The organism is Janthinobacterium sp. 64 (assembly GCF_002813325.1).
Classification (GTDB): domain Bacteria; phylum Pseudomonadota; class Gammaproteobacteria; order Burkholderiales; family Burkholderiaceae_D; genus Janthinobacterium.
Map to the genome: position 1 here is coordinate 853,678 of NZ_PHUG01000001.1, position 19,249 is coordinate 872,926.

Consider the following 19,249-nt stretch of genomic DNA (forward strand, 5'->3'; position numbering starts at 1 on the left):
TCAGGGTTAGTCTTCCAGTTCTTCCATGCGTTGCCACTGCGGGAACGGGTCGGGCAGCTTGCGCCAGGCGGCCATGCCCTGGCGCGTTTCCGTATAGTTGAGTTGGCATTTCTTCAAGTCCGCCTCGATGGCGGCCTGGTCCATGTCCTGGCCGATGAAGACGAGTTCCTGATAGCGGTCGCCATATGGCTCGCTCCAGCCCGCCGTCACTTCCGCCAGCGACTCGGCATCCGTGGGCCAGCGCTCCTTCGGCACGGACGCCCACCACAGGCCCACGGGCTCGATATTCATCAGCTTGCCCGCGCCGGACAGGCTGGCCACCCATTCGGGGCGGCTGGCCAGCCAGAAATATCCCTTGCTGCGCACCACGCCGGGTATCGGCTGCGAAATATAGTCATGCAGGCGCTGCGCGTGGAATGGTTCCCTGGCCCGGTAGACGAAGCTGCTGATGCCATACGTTTCCGTCTCCGGCGTGTGGATACCCGCCAGCTCCTGGGCCCAGCCCGGCATGGCGGCCGCCTGCTCCAGGTCGAACAAGTGCGTGCCCAGGATGGCGTCGAGCGGCACGACGGACTGGTTGGTTTCGATGATGCGCGCGCCGGGATTGAGGGCTTTTACAATGGCCAGCACGCGCAGGCGCTCGCCGGCCGCCACCATGTCGACCTTGTTGAGCACGATGACATTGGCAAATTCGATCTGTTCCGTGAGCAAATTGGCCAACTGGCGGTCGTCGCCCTCGCCCGCCGTTTCGCCCCGCTGCTCCAGACTGTCCTCGCTGTGGAAGTCCATCAGCAGATTGGCGCAGTCGACGACGGTGACCATGCAGTCGATGCGCGCCACGTCGTTCAGGCTGTCGCCGTGCTCGTCCTCGAAGTCGAAGGTGGCGGCCACGGGCATCGGCTCGCCCACGCCCGTCGATTCAATCAACAGGTAATCGAAGCGGTCTTCGGCTGCCAGGCGCCGCACTTCCAGCAATAAATCGTCGCGCAAGGTGCAGCAGATGCAGCCGTTCGACATTTCCACGAGTCTTTCTTCTGTGCGCGACAGGGCCGCACCGGCCGCTGCGGCGCTGTCTTGCACCAGGGCAGCGTCGATATTGACTTCGCTCATGTCGTTGACGATCACGGCCACGCGCTTGCCCTCGCGGTTGCGCAGTATGTGGTTGAGCAAGGTGGTCTTGCCGGCGCCCAGAAAGCCGGACAAGACGGTGACGGGGAGTTTGCGCTGTGACATGGGGATTCCTTCGGTGTGGAGTCAGGTATAGGGGGCAATGGCGCTTGCGCCATCCAATGCAAGTCGATTGCGTTTGAAATTATAATGCAACTCTCTTGCATTTGTGCGGCAATCGTAGACGGCTGCCCCGGCCCGCGTGCTGCTGCTCACGATCAGGGGGGACGCCGCGGAAGGCAGACTGTTGCCGTCAGGCCCATCGACATCGATCAGAATGGCGAACCATTAGCGCGGTATTTTTTAATAATGGCTGGGGTACAATCCCGGCGTAGTGAATAATCCTGCAAGCGGTTTCCTGGCCCTGCCAAAACGATGACAACATGAGAAACAAGATGAAATTAAACCTGATTGCGATGGCCCTGGTCTGTGGTGGATTATCAGCGTGTGGCGGCGGCGATAATGTCAGCGCGAACGATGGCGATGTCATTGCCAATATCAAGTCCAGCAATATTGAATTTTCAAGCGCAAATCGTCCTGCGGGCACTTGGCGCTGGCCCGGCACGCCGCAACAGCACGTCAGCGTGTATGTCACACCGCCGGCAGCTGGCAATGCCACCGAGCTCGATTACTCGGGCAAGACGCAAACCGCCATCACGCAGATTAATACGAAGTTGCGCGGTCTTTTAGTGCTCGACGCGGTCAATTCCATCCCGGCAAGCGGTAACTATATTCACGTCAGTTATGGCACCTCGTATGTGCCACCGAATTCCACGGATTACGCCAGTTACTGTGCCAATGTGGCGACAGGAAAAAATATGGGCAACCCGATTCAACCAAGCAGCCAGAATGGCATCGGCTCGAATCCCGTTTATCTGAATCTGGGGAATGGACATTGCAACGTCACCCAGGATATCGTGACACATGAGTTTGGCCATGCGCTTGGGCTGGCCAACCATTTCAATGGATTTGGCAATGGCCCTGCGATTTCCGCTGCCTATTGGGATGTGCTGGCGACGCTGTACGCGAATCCGCAATCGACCGCTGCGGCCAATCTGTCGGTTCGCCGGGTAACGGATTAATTGCCGCCCACCTGCAGCCATGCGCCCTGCACGGCTGTCATCGCCGCGTCATATGGCGGCGTTACAGTCGCGTCCTTTGAATCTTTCCGAGGGCGGTAATGAAAACAAATTGGGTCATGCTGGCGGCGCTGGCAAGTGTAGGACTGGTCGGTTGCAATGGCGGTTCAAATACGCCGGCGGCGCCGGCCATTCCCGAGGGCACGACGGTCACGGTGGCATTGCTGGAAACCACCGATATCCACTCGAACGTTCTCAGTTATAACTACTACGCGCTGGCCGAAGACACGAGTCTGGGCCTGGAGCGCACGTCGACCCTGATCCAGGCGGCGCGCGCGGAAAACCCGAACAATGTGCTGCTCGACGATGGCGACGTCATCCAGGGCACTCTGCTCGCCGATTTGCAGGCCGTGGCCGCACCCGTGCCCTGCTCCGGCACCTTGGCCGTGCACAAGGCCATGAACGCGCTGAAATACGATGCGGGCGGCATGGGCAACCACGAATTCAACTATGGCTTGCCTTACCTGAGCCAGATCACCAACACGGATTTCGGCATACCCGGCGTGGCCAAGCCGACCGGTACCTGCGGCGCGCCCGCCTTCCCTTCCGTGCTGAGCAATGTCGTCGGCGTGTCCAGCGGCAAGCCCATCTTCCAGCCCTACACCCTGCTGCCCCGCGATTTCGCCGCCACGGCGCCCGATGGCAGCAAGCTGACCGTCAAAATCAATGTGGGCGTGCTGAGCTTTGTGCCGCCGCAAATCCTCGAATGGGATCAAAAAGTACTCGCTGGCAAGGTCAGCGTGACGGGCGTGCAGGAAGCGGCGAAACAGTATGTGCCGGAATTGCGCAGCAAGGGTGCCGACCTCGTCGTGGCCCTGTCGCATGGCGGCCTGGACACGAGCGCCTACAGCCCGAAGATGGAAAACGGCAGCTATCACTTGACCAGCACGGGCATCGATGCCCTGATGATCGGCCATTCGCACTTGATCTTCCCGAAAGGCAAGGAAGAAGGCGCGGCCGCGCTGGACGCTTCGTTTGCCGCCTTCCCCGCCAGCGCGAAGATCGACGCCGTCAACGGCTTCGTGAACGGCGTGCCGACCGTCATGGCGCAAAGCTGGGGCCGCCGCCTGGGCATCATCAAGCTGACGATGGTGTATCAGGCCGGAAAATGGGTGGTGCAGCCAGCCAAGACGACGGTGGAATCGCGCGGCTTCAAGTACGCGGATGGCAAGACCCTCGTGAAAGCCGACCCGGCCATCGCGCCGCTGGTGGCCATCGAGCACGCAGCCACCATCGCCTACGCCAGGCAGCCGCTGGGCATCAGCACGGATTTCGAGATGTCGGCGTACTTTGCGCTGGTGGGCGACGTCAGCGCCATCCAGCTGGTCAACCAGGCACAGCTCGACTATGTAAAAAACTTCATCGCCACCAGCACGGATGCGACCTTGTCCAGCTACAAGAATATCCCCGTCATCTCGTGCAGCGCGCCATTCAAGGCGGGCCGCAACGGGCCATCGGACTTCACGGACGTGGCCGCAGGTGCGACGCCAGCTGCGCCGATCGGCTTGCAGGTGCGCAATCCGGGTGATTTGTATTTGTATAGCAACAACAACTTGCAAGCCGTGAAAATCAAGGGCGCGGACTTGAAGGCGTGGCTGGAAACGTCGGCCAAGCAATTTGGCCAGATCGATCCGGCCAGTACTGCTGAGCAAGACCTGGTGCCGTCGTATGGCACGATTTACAACTACGACGTGTTCTATGCGGAAAACAATGCGCTCACGTACCAGATCGACGTGACGAAAAAACCGGGCAGCCGCATCGTCAACCTCACGTACAAGGGCGCACCCGTGGCCGATGGCGATGATTTCATCGTCGCCACCAACGACTACCGCGCCGGTGGCGGCGGCGCCGTGCCGGGCATCGATGGCAGCAAGACCATCATCAAGTCGCCCGATGCGAACCAGGCCGTGGTCAGCAATTACCTGGCGTCGCTGAGCACCAAGGGCGGCAAGGTGACCCTGGCAAGCAATGGCAGCGCGCGCAGCTGGAGCTTCGTCAAGACGGCCACGGCCGGTCCCGTGATTCTGCGCTCGGCACCGGGCCACCTGGCATTGGCGCAAGGCAGCGGCATCGCCAACGTGGCATCCGAAGGCGGCCTCGACGCCAGCGGTTTTGCCAAGTACCGCATCGACCTGAGCAAATAAGGTCCATGGGCCGGAACTGCTGCAGTTCCGGCCCCTCATTCTGCAAGGTGATCCCGATGAAACATGCACTCTCCCTCCCCGCCGTCGTCCTGGCCACTGTCCTGGCAGCCTGCCAGTCGTCGCCACCGCCCACGTCGGCGGAAATCGAAGCCGTGGCCATGCATGCGCGCCAGGCGGGCGACCAGCAGGCCGAGCGCAAGGTCCGCAGCTGGGCCGGCAAGGACATGCCCGTCGCCGAGCGCGAACTGGCACTGATTTACCAGGCCCGTCCGGAACGCCGGGCCGAAGCGCTGAGTCTGTTCGAACAGGCGGCCCGCGCCGGCGATACGGAAGCCGCATTCGAGCTGGGCCAGATGCTGCGCGCGGCCACGCCCGGCCAGGCCTGGCTGTGGTACCGGCAAGCGGCGCAGCAGGGCCATGCCAAGGCGGCATTGATGCTCGGCCTGCTGGCAGCGAATGGCGAAGGCGTGCCGCAAGATCCCGTGATAGCGGCCCGCTGGCTGGACAAGTCGAGCGAACTGGGCAATCCACATGCCATGTTTTTGCTCTACAACGCCTACCGCGAAGGCCGCGGCGTGCCGCGCGACCTGGCCAAGGCCCATGCCCTGCTGGAAGAAGCGGCCCACCACGAATATCCGCCCGCCATCCAGGAGCTGGCCATGACGGTGCAGGCGGACGACGCGCTGCGCGCGGGCCACCTGATGAAGGAAGCGACGGAGCACCGGCACAATAACTGGAACAAGTTTTAAGCCAATCAAGGCCAAACCATATTGCACGATGGTCACATCTCGCCAGCGCGCCAGAAAATCACGCTGTGCTTTGCGCTGGATCAATCGTGTTGGACTAGACATTGCCGAGGGGCTATGATGGCCTAGCTGCGTTCCCGGACGCGGCGGGGCTGTCGCCAGCCTCGCAATCGCACGCTGAATTTGCTTTTTAGAAATTTGTTACTCTGGACCAGCCAAGGTGAGCGTCGCATACGCTCAGCCCAGCCAGTGTTTGGGCAGGCCCTGGCTCGTCCGTCGACCTCCCTATCAAGAAAGAGTCCAATGAAAAAGCTGACCACCGCCTTTGGCGCGCCTGTCGTCGACAACCAGAACATCCAGACGGCCGGCCCACGCGGCCCTGCCCTGCTGCAAGATGTGTGGTTCCTGGAAAAGCTGGCCCACTTCGACCGCGAAGTCATCCCCGAGCGCCGCATGCATGCCAAGGGTTCCGGCGCGCATGGCACGTTTACCGTCACGCACGACATCACGCGCTACACGCGGGCGAAAATCTTTGGCGCCGTCGGCAAGCAAACCCCCATGTTTGCGCGCTTTTCCACGGTGGCCGGCGAACGGGGCGCGGCGGACGCGGAACGCGATATCCGTGGCTTCGCCCTGAAGTTCTACACGGAAGAAGGCAACTGGGATCTGGTCGGCAACAACACGCCCGTGTTCTTCATGCGCGACCCGCTGAAATTCCCCGATCTGAATCACGCCATCAAGCGCGACCCGCGCACGGGCCTGCGCAGCGCCAACAGCAACTGGGACTTCTGGACCTCGCTGCCCGAAGCGCTGCACCAGGTGACGGTGGTGATGAGCGACCGGGGCTTGCCGCGCAGCTTCCGCCACATGCACGGCTTCGGCAGCCATACCTTCAGCTTCCTGAATGCGCAAAACGAGCGTTTCTGGGTCAAGTTCACCTTTAAAACCCAGCAAGGGATTGAAAACCTGACGGACGCCGAAGCCGAGGCGCTGGTGGGCAAGGACCGCGAAAGCTCGCACCGCGACCTGTACGAGAGCATCGAAAACAAGGATTTCCCCCGCTGGACGCTGTACGTGCAGATCATGCCGGAAAAAGAGGCAGGCACGTATCACCTGAACCCCTTCGACCTGTCGAAAGTGTGGCCGCACGGCGACTATCCGCTGATCGAAGTGGGCGTGCTGGAACTGAACCGCAATGCCGACAACCACTTTGCCGAAGTGGAGCAAGCGGCCTTCAACCCGGCCAACGTGGTGCCCGGTATCAGTTTTTCGCCGGACAAGATGCTGCAAGGCCGCTTGTTTTCGTATGGCGACGCGCAGCGCTACCGCCTCGGTGTCAACCACAGCCATATCCCCGTCAACGCGCCGAAGTGCCCGTTCCACAGCTATCACCGCGACGGCCAGATGCGCGTCGACGGCAACATGGGCGGCACCCTGGGCTATGAACCGAACAGCGAGCAGGAATGGGCCGAGCAGCCCGACTTCCGCGAACCACCGCTGAGCATTGAGGGCGCGGCCGACCACTGGAACCACCGGGTCGACGAGGATTACTATTCGCAGCCGCGGGCCCTGTTCCGCCTGATGACTGCGGCGCAGCAGCAAGCCTTGTTCGACAATACGGCGCGCGCCATCTCGGGAGCCTCCGAGCAAGTCAAGCAACGCCACATCGGCAACTGCACCCTGTGCGACCCCGCGTATGGCGCGGGCGTGGCCGAAGCGATAGCCCGCCTGAGCAAATAGGGTCGGCGCACGCAGGGCAAGGAAGGCACGCAAGCGGGCTTTTCTTGCCTTCCTCTTCTACGCCACCACGCCCTACCAGCGCTGGATGTCGATCTGGCCCGTGATGCTCGTTTCCACCGGATAGCCATCGACCTGCGATGGCACGCGCCGTTTGACGGAGGCATCGCGCAAATACACGACGAGGGCTTCGCCGCCGATGGCGGTTTGCCCCAGGCTGACGCCTTCGACGCCATCGATCGCCATCAGGGCCCGCTCGTTGCGCCGCTTTGCCGCTTCCAGCCGGCCCGGCGGCGGCGCCACATGCGAGAGGCCCGCCACCGCGTGGCCACTCGCCTCGTCCGGCAGGTACGGCATGGCCGCATCCTCGAAGACGGCGTAAGGTGCTGTTACAAATTTACTGTTTGACATGACACATCCTCCTGATGTTGCTCATGGCACGCGTGGAACAAGGCGGCGCGGCAGCGCCTCTTGCCCGCCAAGCCATGCATGGCAGCCACACCTGACCCTATCATCATCGTGCAAAAGGTGGCGCAGTGCAAGGAAGCATCACGGCGCCTCGCCGTTTTCTGTGACCATGCTCAAGTGTACAAATTGATGTCGAGCGCCACCACCACCCGGCGCATCTGGTTGGCAAACGTGATATTGCCGCCGCCGGCGAACAGCAGGCCAACCGGGTTACGCTGCTGGTTCCAGGTCCAGATGGATGAGCCGGAGTCTCCGCCCGCGCTGAATGCCCCGCTGACGCCCGTGATGGCGATCTGGTCCTGGAACAGCGCGATCCTGCCGCCGCCGTAATTGACGTTGATGGTGGCGCCCAGGCCCGTGATGCGGCCCTGCGTCAATTGCGTCGTGCGCCCGGACTTGCCGACCAGCATGCCCAACGCCGGCGCCACCAGCGCATTGCTGATGCGGAAGTACGCCGGCACGCCGCCGCTCAGGTAGACCAGTTCGTGACGTACGCGGTCTGGCCAGGCCCAGCCGGTGGCGCAATCGACGAAGTTGACGCCGCCGCCGAAATTGATGGGCACGAAGCGCTCGAGCACGGCCACCTGGTCTTGCGGGCAGCGCCCGCCATCGATGGGGCCCGGCTGCACGATGCAGTCGTTGAACACGCCGCCGTTGGAATTGGCCAGCACGTGATTATTGCTAAGAATCATCAAGCGGCTGTTGCGCGGCGCGCTGCGCCCCACGGCCAGGCAGCCGATGGTGCCGGCCGTGATGCGGAAATGCCCGACCGACACGCCGCCCGGCGCCGGGCGCAAGCGGAAACGGTGGGGCTGCGCATCGATCACGCCCGTGACGACGATATTCACGGGCACCCGGTCGCTGGCCACGGCGCGCACGCCCATGGCCCCCACGATGGCGGCCTTGGCGCGATCGACGGACGTCGGTTCGGCCACGTACAGGGTCAGGGCTGGCAAGCCCGGTTCGCCGGACGAGCTGTCGCTGGCGCCCTCGCCCAGACCGATGGACACGCCCTGGATATTGCCGCCGTCGCTGAAGGCATCGGCGGCGCGCACGCCGGCCGCCTGCGCCAGGCCCTGGCGCATGCCGTCTTCGATGCTGCGCTTGATTTCCAGCAATTCCATGCTGACGCCGCTCAAGGCGTCGGGCATGTCCGCGACGGATGCGCTCTCGATCGTATTGTCGTCTTCGCCGGGGGCGGAGAATTGGCCGATGGCCTCTTCATCGTCCGCGCTTTGCCCCCGGCCACTGCTGCCTGGCGGGGTGCTGAAACCGTTCTCGTTGCCGATCATCATGTTCTCCTCGTGGGTCGTTCCGAAACACCAGTGTGGGCTGGCCGCGCCGGCCGGTATTGATCTGGATTGAACTGCGCAGGCACGCGGCGGCCCTGCGCCAAAAGGGCCAAGCGAGGGCAAAAATAGTTCCCTCGTCAAGGTTGAGCGAGATCAGGCGTGCGGACAGAGGCACCGCCATATACTTGACTGACAGGCTGGAACCGGGCCTGCTCCACGGCAGCAACGCCGGCAACGGTATGGATGGGGAAACAATGACGAGCCCTGGCATGACACGCCACGACGACGCGCCCGCGGGCGAGCAAGCAGGTCAGCATGCCGGTTTTATGCACGGCATGGCGGCCTGGGCGGAAAAACACCGCATCAGCCCATGGCGCGGCAGTTTTGCCGACTTTATCGAGCAAATCCTGCCCGGCCGCGCGGCCCTGCTGACGCGCAGCGCGCACCAGTACCTGTGGGACATGATGCGCTGGAACGGCCAGACCGATGACAGCGGGCGCTTTCGCTGCCGCCTGTTCGACGACGAGCTGTTCGGCATCGACGAGGCGATCGACCGCGTGGCCGCCTATTTCAAGGCGGCGGCCGCCGGCTCTGAAGTGGGCCGGCGCATGCTGCTGTTGCTGGGACCGCCATCGGGCGGCAAGTCGACCCTGGTGATCCTGCTCAAGCGGGGGCTGGAAGAATACAGCCACAGCACCGAAGGCGCGCTGTACGGCATCGCCGGCTGTCCCGTGCACGAGTCGCCGCTGCACCTGGTGCCGCACAGCATGCGCGCCGACTTTCGCGCCAGCTATGACGCCGAGCTGCATGGCGAACTGTGCCCCCATTGCCGCGCCCGGCTGGAAGAACAGTACGCGGGCGACTTCCTGCGCATGCCCGTCGAACGCATCCACCTGTCCGAGGCGGGCCGCTGCGGCATCGGCACGTATGCGCCGCACGACCCCACCACGGCCGACCTGGCCGACCTGGTTGGCTCCGTCGACCTGTCGAAAGTGGCGCAGTACGGCGACGAAGGCGATCCGCGCGCCTGGTCCTGGTCCGGCGCCGTGTATGCGGCCAGCCGCGGCATGCTGGAAATGATCGAAATCCTCAAGGTCAAGCGCGAATTCCTCTATTTACTGCTCACCCTGACGCAGGAAAAAAATGTCAAGGTGTCGCGCTTTCCCTTGATTTACCTCGACGAGACCATCCTCGCGCACACGAATCTGGCCGAATTTCGCAAATTCCTGCAAGAAAGCGAAAACGAGGCGCTGCTCGACCGCATGGTCATCGTGCAAGTGCCGTACACGCTCAATTACCGCGAGGAAGCGCGCATTTACCGCAAGCTGATCCAGGCGGCCGCGCCCGCTTTCCGCGACGTGCACCTCGATCCGCACGTGTTGCATGCGGCGGCCGTGTTCGCCATCCTCAGCCGCCTGCCCGAAGGCGAGGCCAAGGAAGCCGAGCTGGTCAAGAAGCTGCGCGTGTATGCGGACGAAGACGTCGACGACTTGCAGCATGCCGATATCCGCCGCCTGCGCGAGCGCGACAAGTCGCCCGACGAAGGCTTGTCGGGCGTGTCGCCCCGTTTCGTCATCAATGCGCTGTCGCACGCCATCATTTCCGCCCAGCGCAACAGCCTCTCCACCATGGATGTGCTGCTGGCCCTGAAGGATGGCATCGAAAGCGATGCGCGCATCGAACCGCGGCGCAAGCGCCAGTGGGTCGATTACCTGGTGCTCACGCGCAAGGATTTCTATAACCGCTGGGTCAAGGCCGACGTGCACAAGGCCCTGTTCGTGTCATTCGAGCAAGAAGCGCAGGACTTGCTGAACAAATATCTCGATGAAGTCGAAGCCATGCTCGACAACCGCCAGATCCGCGACCCCATCACCAGCGAAGAGCGGCGTCCCGACGAGCGCTTCCTGCGCGCCGTGGAAGAAAAAATCCATATCAGCGACGCGGGCAAGCAATCGTTCCGCCAGGAAGTGGTGCGCAAGGCCATGAGCGCCTTCAAGCGGGGCGAGGCCTTTGGACTGGGCAGCCATGCGCAATTGCACGATGCCATCCAGCAATATCTGTTCGAGCAGCGGCGCGATGTGCTGCGCCTGGTCGGTTCGGCCAAGCGCCCCGACGATGACGTGCGGGCCAGGATCTCCGCCGTCGAGCAGCGACTGGTGGACGAATATGGCTACGACGCCCATAGCGCGCGCGAAGCGCTCAACTACGTGACCACCTTGCTGGCGCAGGAATAAGCATGGCCGCCACGACCTCGCCTGCTTCCGCCGCGCCGGCCCTGGCGCGACCCTGGTACGGCTTGTTCTCGCGCGGCGCGCGCGACTGGCTGCGCCACAACCAGAAGGTGCGCGACGCCGTGCAGGCGCACTTGCCCGAGCTGATCGCCACGCCTGACCTGATCGGTGGACCGCAGCAGCGCACGGTGCAAGTGCCCATGCGCCTGCTCGACCATGCGCGGTTCCGCCTGGCGCCCGCGCGCAACAGCGTGGGCGCGGGCCAGGGCGATGGCCAGCCCGGCGATATCGTGCGCGCGGCCCATCCCGCTGCCACGGGCGGGAGCGGAACGCCAGGCGAAGGCGGCGATGGCGAGGGGGAGGTGCGCCTGCTACTGGAGTTTCCCATCGACGACATCCTCGACTGGCTGTGGGACGCTTTCGAGCTGCCGCACCTCAAACCCCGCCACCTGGGCGCGATCGACGACCTGCGGCTGGTGCACAGCGGCCTGGACCGCCATGGCGCCCGCTCACGCCTGGACCGGCGCCGCACCGTCAAGGAAGCGATCAAGCGGCGCGCCCTGCAAGCGCAGCCCGTCCCCTTCACCAATGATGACTTGCGTTACCGCCAGGTGCTGGCACAGCCCCGTCCCAGCACGAATGCCGTCGTGTTTTTCGTGCTGGACGTGTCGGCCAGCATGGCGCAAGCCGAGCGCAAATTGGCCAAATCCTTCTTTTTCTTTGCCTTGCAGGGCTTGCGGCGCAGGTATGCGCGCGTGGAAACGCGCTTCATCGCCCATACGACGCGCGCCTGGGAATTTTCCGAAGCCGAATTCTTCCAGGTCAACGGCATGGGCGGCACCATGGCATCGACCGCCTTTCAGCTGAGCCGCGAACTGCTGCAGCAACACTACGCGCCGGGGCGCTACAACGCCTATCTGTTCTATGCCTCCGATGGCGAGAATTTCAGCGAAGACCGGGCGGCCGCCAGCCTGGGCCTGGGCGAACTGACCGCCTTGCTCAACTATATGGGCTACGTGGAAACCTTGCCCGGCATGCCGCGCAGCCTGGAAACGGAAATGCACAGCCTGTGCGCCGAGCAGGAACGGCGGGGCTTGCCCTTGCACAGCAGCATCCTCAGCAAGCCTGACGATGTGTGGGCGGCCATCCGCACGTTCTTCCAGCACGAAGCGGCCGACACGGAGACAGCATCATGACGCGGCCTGACGCCCTGAACCACGGCGGTGCGCCAGACCAGGCCAACAAGGCCGACAGCGTCGACACCATGAGCCTGGACGGCTACGCGGCCCACATCGAAGCACTGGCGCGGGAACTGGGCCTGGAATTTGCGCCCGTCGAGTTCGAGCTGGTACCGGACAATTTCATGAACGAGATCGCCATCTATGGCTTGCCCGTGCGCATGCGCCACTGGTCGTTCGGCGTGCGCTACATCCACCAGCTCGTGCATCAGAAGATGGGCAATTCGCACATTTTCGAAGTCATGTTTCCCGGCGACCCTTGCCATGCCTACATGGCGGAACACAATTCCGTGGCCGAAAACACCCTCGTCATGGCGCATGTGCTCGGTCACGCCGACTTTGCCAGCCGCAATGCCCTGTTCCTGCGCTTCGGCGCCATGGCGGGCCAGCACATCCTGCAACAAAGCGCGGCGCGGGCGCAGCGTCTGGAAATAGCGCTGCAGCGCCACGGGCAAGAGCAGGTGGAAGCCGTGCTCGACGCGGCATTGGCGCTGGAACAGCACGTGGACATCCATGCCGAGCTGCACCGCCCGCCCTATGCTGCGGCATCGGGGCCGGCCGGCGTCGCGGGCACGCTAGACCAAGCCGCCGCTGACGACCCGTTTGACCGGCGCTACCGGCGCTTGCCCGGTGAGGCAGCCACCCTGGCGGCGCGCGAGGCGGCACGGGCACGCGTGACGCAGCGCCCGCTCCTGCCACCACAAGCCGAGTACGATTTATTATGGTTCATCGCACAGTATGGGGCGGAGCTGGCCGACTGGGAACGCGACATTTTTTTGGCCGTGCGGGAAGAGTCGTTCTACTTCTATCCCGTGTACGCCTGCCAGATCATGAACGAAGGCTGGGCCTCGTACTGGCATGCGCGGCTGCTGCGCGAAGCCGACTTCCTGCCTCCCGCATTGTATCTGTCCGCCATCAAGTCGCATTCGGACGTGGTGCGCCCTTTTGCGGGCGAGCACCAGCAGGCGCTGGCCGTCAATCCCTATCACCTGGGCTTTTGCATGTGGGAGCACATCATCGAGCGCGAAGGACTGGCGCGGGCGCGCCAGATTTGCCGCGACGACGATGATTACAGTTTCATCCGCAACTATCTGGACGGGGAACTGGCTGACCGCCTGGGCCTGTTCGTGCATGAAAGCCGCCGCGACGGCGAAACGCGCCTGGCCAGCCGCGACTTGCGGGCCATCCGCGAAGCCATCCTGGCGCCCAAATACAACTATGGCGCGCCGTGCATCGCCGTCACCCTGCTCAACGACGACGGCAGCCTGGTGCTGCGCCACGATCACCAGCGCGATGGGCGCGGCCTCGACCTGGAGCGGGCGGAACAGGTACTGACATACATTGCCCGCATCTGGCGCCGCCCCGTCACCCTGCATACGGCTGATTTTCGGGGCACGCCGCGCGTTCTGCGCAGCAAGAGCGAGGGCATACCGGAACCACCCGCGCCGGCAGCGTCATCAACAACGTCAGCAACGCCGACAGCGCCGCCCGTGCAATATTGAACGCTCACGCACGGCCAGCGTGTCCGGCCAGCGTGTCCCTCGGCATGGCCGGCCCGTCCCTCAAGCCAGGCCCGCCTGCGCCACATACCAGTCGATGGTGTGCCGCAAGCCTTGCGCCAGGTCGTGCGTGGGCACATAGCCGAGCAGGCGCGTCGCCTTGGTGATGTCCGCCTGCGAATGGCGCACATCGCCGGCGCGAAATTCGCCATATTCGGGTGCCAGCGGCACGTGCTGCGGGACGGCGGCCAGCAACATCTGCTGCATGCTGGCGTGCAATTGGGTCAGACTGGTGCGGCCGTTGACGGCCACGTTGTAGACCTGGTTGACGGCTGCCGGGTCGGTGCGCGTGGCGGCCAGGAGATTGGCTTGCACGGCATTGTGCACGAAGCAGAAATCGCGGCTGGTGGCGCCGTCGCCATGGATGTGCACGGCCTGGCCGTCCAGCATGGCGGCGATCCAGCGGGGAATGACGGCCGCGTAGGCGCCCAGCGGGTCTTGCCTGGGGCCGAAGACATTGAAATAGCGCAGCCCCACCGTCTGCATGGCGTAGCAGCGCGCGTACACCTGCGCGTACAGTTCATTGACATATTTACTCAAGGCATACGGCGACAGGGGCGCGCCGATGTGCTGTTCCACTTTCGGCAAGGCCGGATGGTCGCCATAGGTGGCGCTGGACGCGGCATACACGAAGCGCTGCACGCCCGCGTCGCGCGCGGCGGCCAGCATGTTCAGGAAACCGCTGACATTGACGGCATGGCACAGCAGCGGGTCTTCCAGCGAACGCGAGACGGAACCGAGCGCCGCCTGGTGCAGCACAACATCGACGGTGACGGACCCGCCCGGATCGGCACGGCCGTGCTCGCCCAAGCTGCTGCCGCCATCTGCCTCGCCGTCGCCGTCGCCATTGCTGGCGGCCGGCGCTGGTGCGCCGCACGCGCGCGCGCACGTTTGCGGGTCGCGGATATCGCCTTCGATGAAGGTGAAGCGCCGCCATGCCGCTTCGCCCACGCTGGCGCGCACTTGCTCCAGGTTATGCCGGTGGCCCGTCATAAAGTTGTCCAGGCCGCGCACTTCCTGGCCCAGTTGCAACAAGGTTTCCAGCAGGTGCGAGCCGATGAAGCCAGCCACGCCCGTCACAAGCCAGCGGCGCGGTTCGCTGGCAAGCTGCGCGCACGCTTGCGCGTAGGTGCCGGCAGCCGGGCCCGCCACGCCACCGGCTGACCCCTGCGCCGTGTCTGCTGCGGCATCGAAAGCGCCGGCCGCCATCACAGCCGCCACACGTGCAGGCCGCCGTCCTCCAGCGGACGGGGGTCGAAATGCGACTTGATGTCGATAAAGCAGCCGTTTTCCAGCACCTTGGCCTGGAAGTCGGCCAGCGGACGGGCCAGCAAGGCCTGGTGCGAGACGGCGCTGATGATGGCCTCGGCCCGCGGCAGCTGTTCCCAGCTTTCCAGGGTCAAGCCATATTCTTCCAGCGCTTCGCGGCCATCGGCGACGGGGTCGTGCACATGCACCTGCACGCCGTACGATTGCAGTTCGTGGATCATGTCGACCACTTTCGAGTTGCGCAGGTCGGGGCAATTTTCCTTGAAGGTCAGGCCCAGCACATTCACATGCGAACCCTTCAGTTTGAAACCGGCGCGCACCATTTCCTTGATGGTCTTTTCCGCCACGAATTTGGCCATGCCGTCGTTGATGCGGCGTCCGGCCAGGATCACATGCGGATGGTAGCCGAGCATTTCCGCCTTGTGCGTCAAATAATACGGGTCGACGCCGATGCAGTGGCCGCCCACCAGGCCGGGACGGAACGGCAGGAAATTCCATTTCGTGCCCGCCGCCTGCAGCACTTCCAGCGTATCGATGCCGATGCGGTCGAAGATGATGGCCAGTTCGTTCATCAGTGCGATGTTCAGGTCGCGCTGCGTGTTTTCGATGACCTTGGCCGCTTCGGCCACGCGGATGCTCGACGCCCGGTGCACGCCGGCCGCGACCACGCCTTCGTACAGGGCGGCCACCTTGTCCAGGGTGGCGTCGTCGTCGCCCGAGACCACCTTGCGGATGCTGTGCAGGGTGTGGTCCTTGTCGCCGGGGTTGATGCGCTCGGGCGAAAAGCCCACATGAAAATCTTCCTTCCAGCGCAGGCCCGAATGCCGCTCGAGGATGGGGATGCAGATTTCCTCGGTGGCGCCCGGATACACGGTGGACTCGTAGATGACGGTGGCGCCGCGCCGCATATGGCGGCCGACGGCCGCGCTGGCGCCGGCCAGGGCAGAGAAATCGGGGTTGTGCGCGCTGTCGACGGGCGTGGGCACGGCCACGACGATGAAATCGGCCAGTTGCAGCTCGGCCGGATCGCAGCCCACGCTCAGCCACTGCGCCGCGCGCAGCTGTTCCGTGCTCACCTCGCCCGTGGGGTCGACATGGTTGCGGTAGCTTTCTACCTTGCGTGCCGACAAGTCAACGCCGATGGTGCGCTGGCGCATGCCGAACGCCACGGCCAGCTGCAAGCCGACATAACCGAGCCCCACCACCGCCACCACGCCGGCTTTGTGATTCACGTTGCCATCCACCTTGCTGTCCATATGCATGTGCTCCCAATGGTTGCGGCCTGAGCATCGCCGTCCGGGAAATTCTACGGTCGCCGGCCCGGCCTTTCTTGAGCAGGAACAAGAAACACGGAGCGGCGGCAGGCAGGCGCGCGGAGAATCGGCGGCTTGTTGATCGCAATCAAGGAGAGCGGCGCCCATCTTTTTAAGCTAGGCCATGCCCATCTTTCACGCACGCCGCTACCGGAGACGTCCATGGCCCGTACCCTGCCCCGCCCTTTTCCCGGCTTGCCGGCCGCCGCGCTGTGCTGCACCCTGCTGCTACCCTTGCTGACGGGGTGCCACGGCACGCAGAGCAGCGCATCGCTGCTGGCCGACGCACAGCAGTACCGCCAGAAGGGCGAGGCGCGCGCCGCCATCATCCAATTGAAAAACCTGCTGCAAAAGGAACCGGACAATGCAGCGGCGCGCTTGCTGCTGGGCAGCATTTATATCGACACGGGCGAAGCGCTGTCGGCCGAGAAAGAATTGCGCAGGGCAAAGTCGCTGGGGATGGCGGCGCAGCAAGTGATGCCATTGCTGGGCAAGGCCTGGCTGATGCAGGGCCAGTTCGACAAGGTACTGGCCGAGATCGCCGATGATGCGGCGCAGCCCGCCAGCGTGCTGGCCCTGCGCGGCGATGCCTTGCTGGCCCTGGGCCGCAAGGACGAGGCGCGCGCCGTGTTTGCGCACCTGCTGGAAGCCCATCCCGACCAGGTCGAGGCCTTGCTGGGCCTGGCGCGGCTGGCGGCGCTGGAGCAGCAGGTGGCGGCGGCCGAGCTGCTGCTGGCCCAGGCGTTGAAAAGCGCGCCCGCCAACCTCGACGCCTTGCGGCTGCAGGGCGACCTGCAGCGCCTGCAAGGCAAGAACGGCGCGGCGCGCCTCGCCTACATGCAGATCCTCAAGCTCAAGCCGGACAATACCCAGGCGCATATCGACCTGGCCAACCTCGATCTCCTGGAAAACCGCTACCTGGAAGCGGCGGCCCAGCTGGCCACGGCGCGCAAGACGGCGCCCAACAGCCTGGGCTTGCTGCAGACCCAGGCGATGCTCGATTTCCGCCAGGGCAAGAACAAGGCGGCCCTGCAATCGTTGCAACTGGTGCTCAAGGCGGCGCCCGAGCACATGCCGTCCATTCTGCTGGCCGGCGCCGTGCAGCTGAAGCTGGGTTCGCCGCAACTGGCGGAAAGCTATCTGCAGCGCTTCCTGGCCGTCTATCCCAAACATCTGTACGCGCTCAAGATGATGGCGTCGATCGAACTGATGCGCGGCAAGACGGATGCCGCCCTCGATCTGCTGCTACCCGTGCTATCCACCTTTCCCGATGACGTGGAACTGCTGTCGCTGGCGGGCGAGGCGCATTTGCGCGCGCGCCGCTACGACAAGGCCGCGGCGTATTTCGAAAAGGCCAATACCCTGGCGCCGGACACGGCCAGGCTGCATGCGGCGCTGGGCATCAGCCACCTGGGCTTGGGCGAGAACAGCCGTGCCATCGACGAACTGGAACGCGCCAGCATGCTCGACAAGAGCACGCCGCAGGTGGGCACCATGCTGGTGCTGACCTTGCTGCGCAACCAACAGAACGACAAGGCCCTGGCCACCGTCAAGATGCTGGAACAGCAGCAGAAAGGCACGAATCCCCTGCTGCTGAACCTGAAAGGCGGCGTCTACATGGCCTTGCGCGACGTGCCCGCCGCGCGCGCCAGTTTCGAGCAGGCACTGGCGATGGACCCTGTCTATCTGCCCGCGCTGAACAACCTGGCGCAACTCGACCTGGCCGGGAAAAAGCCGGAACTAGCGAAACAGCGCTTCGAGCGGGCGCTGGCGAAAGCGCCGAAAAATGCCGACCTGTGCGCGGCGCTGGCCAAGCTGGCCGCCTCGCAAGGCAAGACGGACGAGGCGCGGCGCTGGCTGGAGCGGGCCCACCGCGACAATCCCGACGCCGTCGCGCCGGCCCTGCTGCTGAGTAACTTTTACCTGAAGACGGGCGCGCCCGACAAGGCGCTGGAACTGGCACGCACCCTGCAGTCGGGCCACCCGGGCGACGCCGATGCGCTGGCCCTGCGGGCACAGGTCGAATATGGCGCCGGCCAGACGCAGGCGGCGCTCGACAGCTACAGCAAGCTGGCCAGCATGCAGCCGGCGTCGGCACCGCTGCAGATGCGCATCGCCAGCCTGCACCTGGCGCTGAACGACCGCCAGAATGCGCTGCAAGCGGCCAAGCGGGCGCAATTGCTCGATCCCACGCTGCTCGAAGCACGCGTGGTCGAAGTGGCGCTGCTGCTGGGCCTGAACCGCCAGCACGACGCGCTGGCCGTGGCGCGCCAGGTGCAGGAACAGCAGCCGAAGCTGGCGGCCGGCTACAAGCTCGAAGGCGACGTGCTGATGGCGCAGAAACTGCCGCAGGAAGCCGTCAAGCTGTACCAGCACGCCATCCAGCTCAGCAATATTGGCCCCATGCAGGTGCAGCTGTACCGCGCCATGCAGGCCGCGGGCCAGCTGCGCGAAGCCGATGCGCGCATGGCGGCCTGGCTGAAGGACAAGCCCGACGACCTGGGCGTGCGCACCTACCTGGCCGGCGCCAAGCTGGCGGCCAAGCAATACGGCGCAGCCATCGAACAGCTGCAGTACATCGTTGCCAAGGACACGGCCAATGTGGCGGCGCTGAACGACCTGGCCTGGGCTTACCAGCAAGAAAAAGATCCGCGCGCGCAGGCGACGGCCGAGCAGGCGCTCAAGCTGGTGCCGGACAACCCCATCGTACTCGACACCCTGGGCTGGATCGTGCTGGAACAGGGCGACGTCAAGCGCGCGACCACCGTGCTGCGCAAGGCGGCCGGTCTGGCGCCGAAGTTGCCCGAAATCCAGTACCACCTGGCCGCGGCGCTGGCGAAATCGGGCGACAAGCCGGGGGCGCGCAAGCAACTGGAACAGCTGCTTGCCGCCAACAAGGAATTCCCGCAGCGGGCCGAGGCGCAGGCCTTGCTGACCCAGCTCTAG

13 protein-coding genes are annotated in these 19,249 nt (G+C 64.3%); 8 read left to right on the forward strand and 5 right to left on the reverse strand.

Features of this window, described 5'->3' with window-relative positions; genetic code table 11:
• Positions 1 to 6: 6 nt before the first annotated feature.
• Positions 7 to 1,233 (reverse strand): zinc metallochaperone GTPase ZigA, encoded by a 1,227-nt coding sequence (gene zigA, locus CLU91_RS03705; protein WP_100873042.1) that lies wholly within the window; start codon positions 1,231 to 1,233, stop codon positions 7 to 9.
• Between the two features lie 329 nt (positions 1,234 to 1,562).
• On the opposite strand from zigA, the gene CLU91_RS03710 reads away from it, so the two are divergent.
• The 4 genes from CLU91_RS03710 (at position 1,563) to CLU91_RS03725 (ending at position 6,936) form a co-directional block, all read left to right on the forward strand.
• A complete protein-coding gene (locus CLU91_RS03710) occupies positions 1,563 to 2,249 on the forward strand; it encodes a hypothetical protein (protein WP_100873043.1) in 687 nt (228 codons plus the stop codon).
• Positions 2,250 to 2,347: 98 nt separating this feature from the next.
• A complete protein-coding gene (locus tag CLU91_RS03715) occupies positions 2,348 to 4,450 on the forward strand; it encodes a bifunctional 2',3'-cyclic-nucleotide 2'-phosphodiesterase/3'-nucleotidase (protein ID WP_100873044.1) in 2,103 nt (700 codons plus the stop codon).
• 56 nt (positions 4,451 to 4,506) lie between these two features.
• Positions 4,507 to 5,199 carry a tetratricopeptide repeat protein gene (locus tag CLU91_RS03720; RefSeq protein ID WP_100873045.1) on the forward strand — a complete coding sequence of 231 codons (693 nt, stop codon included), beginning with the start codon at positions 4,507 to 4,509 and terminating at the stop codon, positions 5,197 to 5,199.
• 300 nt (positions 5,200 to 5,499) lie between these two features.
• Positions 5,500 to 6,936 carry a catalase gene (locus CLU91_RS03725; RefSeq protein ID WP_100873046.1) on the forward strand — a complete coding sequence of 479 codons (1,437 nt, stop codon included), beginning with the start codon at positions 5,500 to 5,502 and terminating at the stop codon, positions 6,934 to 6,936.
• Between the two features lie 72 nt (positions 6,937 to 7,008).
• On the opposite strand, the gene CLU91_RS03730 is transcribed toward CLU91_RS03725, so the two are convergent.
• Entirely contained in the window at positions 7,009 to 7,344 is a 336-nt protein-coding gene (locus tag CLU91_RS03730; RefSeq protein WP_157814577.1) for a hypothetical protein, read from the reverse strand.
• 170 nt (positions 7,345 to 7,514) lie between these two features.
• Positions 7,515 to 8,696 carry a S1 family peptidase gene (locus tag CLU91_RS03735; RefSeq protein ID WP_232730613.1) on the reverse strand — a complete coding sequence of 394 codons (1,182 nt, stop codon included), beginning with the start codon at positions 8,694 to 8,696 and terminating at the stop codon, positions 7,515 to 7,517.
• A gap of 266 nt (positions 8,697 to 8,962) precedes the next feature.
• Between CLU91_RS03735 and CLU91_RS03740 the strand changes: the two genes are divergently transcribed.
• From CLU91_RS03740 to CLU91_RS03750, 3 genes are read left to right on the forward strand one after another with little or no spacing between them, the layout of a single operon-like run.
• Positions 8,963 to 10,927: a serine protein kinase gene (locus tag CLU91_RS03740; RefSeq protein WP_100873049.1), complete on the forward strand. Its 1,965-nt coding sequence runs from the start codon at positions 8,963 to 8,965 to the stop codon at positions 10,925 to 10,927.
• Positions 10,928 to 10,929: 2 nt separating this feature from the next.
• A complete protein-coding gene (locus CLU91_RS03745) occupies positions 10,930 to 12,120 on the forward strand; it encodes a DUF444 family protein (protein WP_100873050.1) in 1,191 nt (396 codons plus the stop codon).
• Complete coding sequence (locus CLU91_RS03750) at positions 12,117 to 13,664, forward strand: SpoVR family protein (protein WP_232730614.1); 1,548 nt, start codon at positions 12,117 to 12,119, stop codon at positions 13,662 to 13,664. The genes CLU91_RS03745 and CLU91_RS03750 overlap by 4 nt, the downstream gene beginning before the upstream one ends.
• Before the next feature lie 60 nt (positions 13,665 to 13,724).
• On the opposite strand, the gene CLU91_RS03755 is transcribed toward CLU91_RS03750, so the two are convergent.
• Positions 13,725 to 14,930, reverse strand: a complete 1,206-nt coding sequence (locus CLU91_RS03755) for an SDR family oxidoreductase (protein ID WP_100873051.1) — start codon at positions 14,928 to 14,930, stop codon at positions 13,725 to 13,727.
• Entirely contained in the window at positions 14,930 to 16,222 is a 1,293-nt protein-coding gene (locus tag CLU91_RS03760) for a nucleotide sugar dehydrogenase (RefSeq protein ID WP_442906404.1), read from the reverse strand. Before CLU91_RS03760 ends, CLU91_RS03755 begins: the two co-directional genes overlap by 1 nt.
• A gap of 243 nt (positions 16,223 to 16,465) precedes the next feature.
• Here CLU91_RS03760 and prsT point away from each other — a divergent pair, with 243 nt between their 5' ends.
• Positions 16,466 to 19,249 carry an XrtA/PEP-CTERM system TPR-repeat protein PrsT gene (prsT, locus tag CLU91_RS03765; RefSeq protein WP_100873053.1) on the forward strand — a complete coding sequence of 928 codons (2,784 nt, stop codon included), beginning with the start codon at positions 16,466 to 16,468 and terminating at the stop codon, positions 19,247 to 19,249.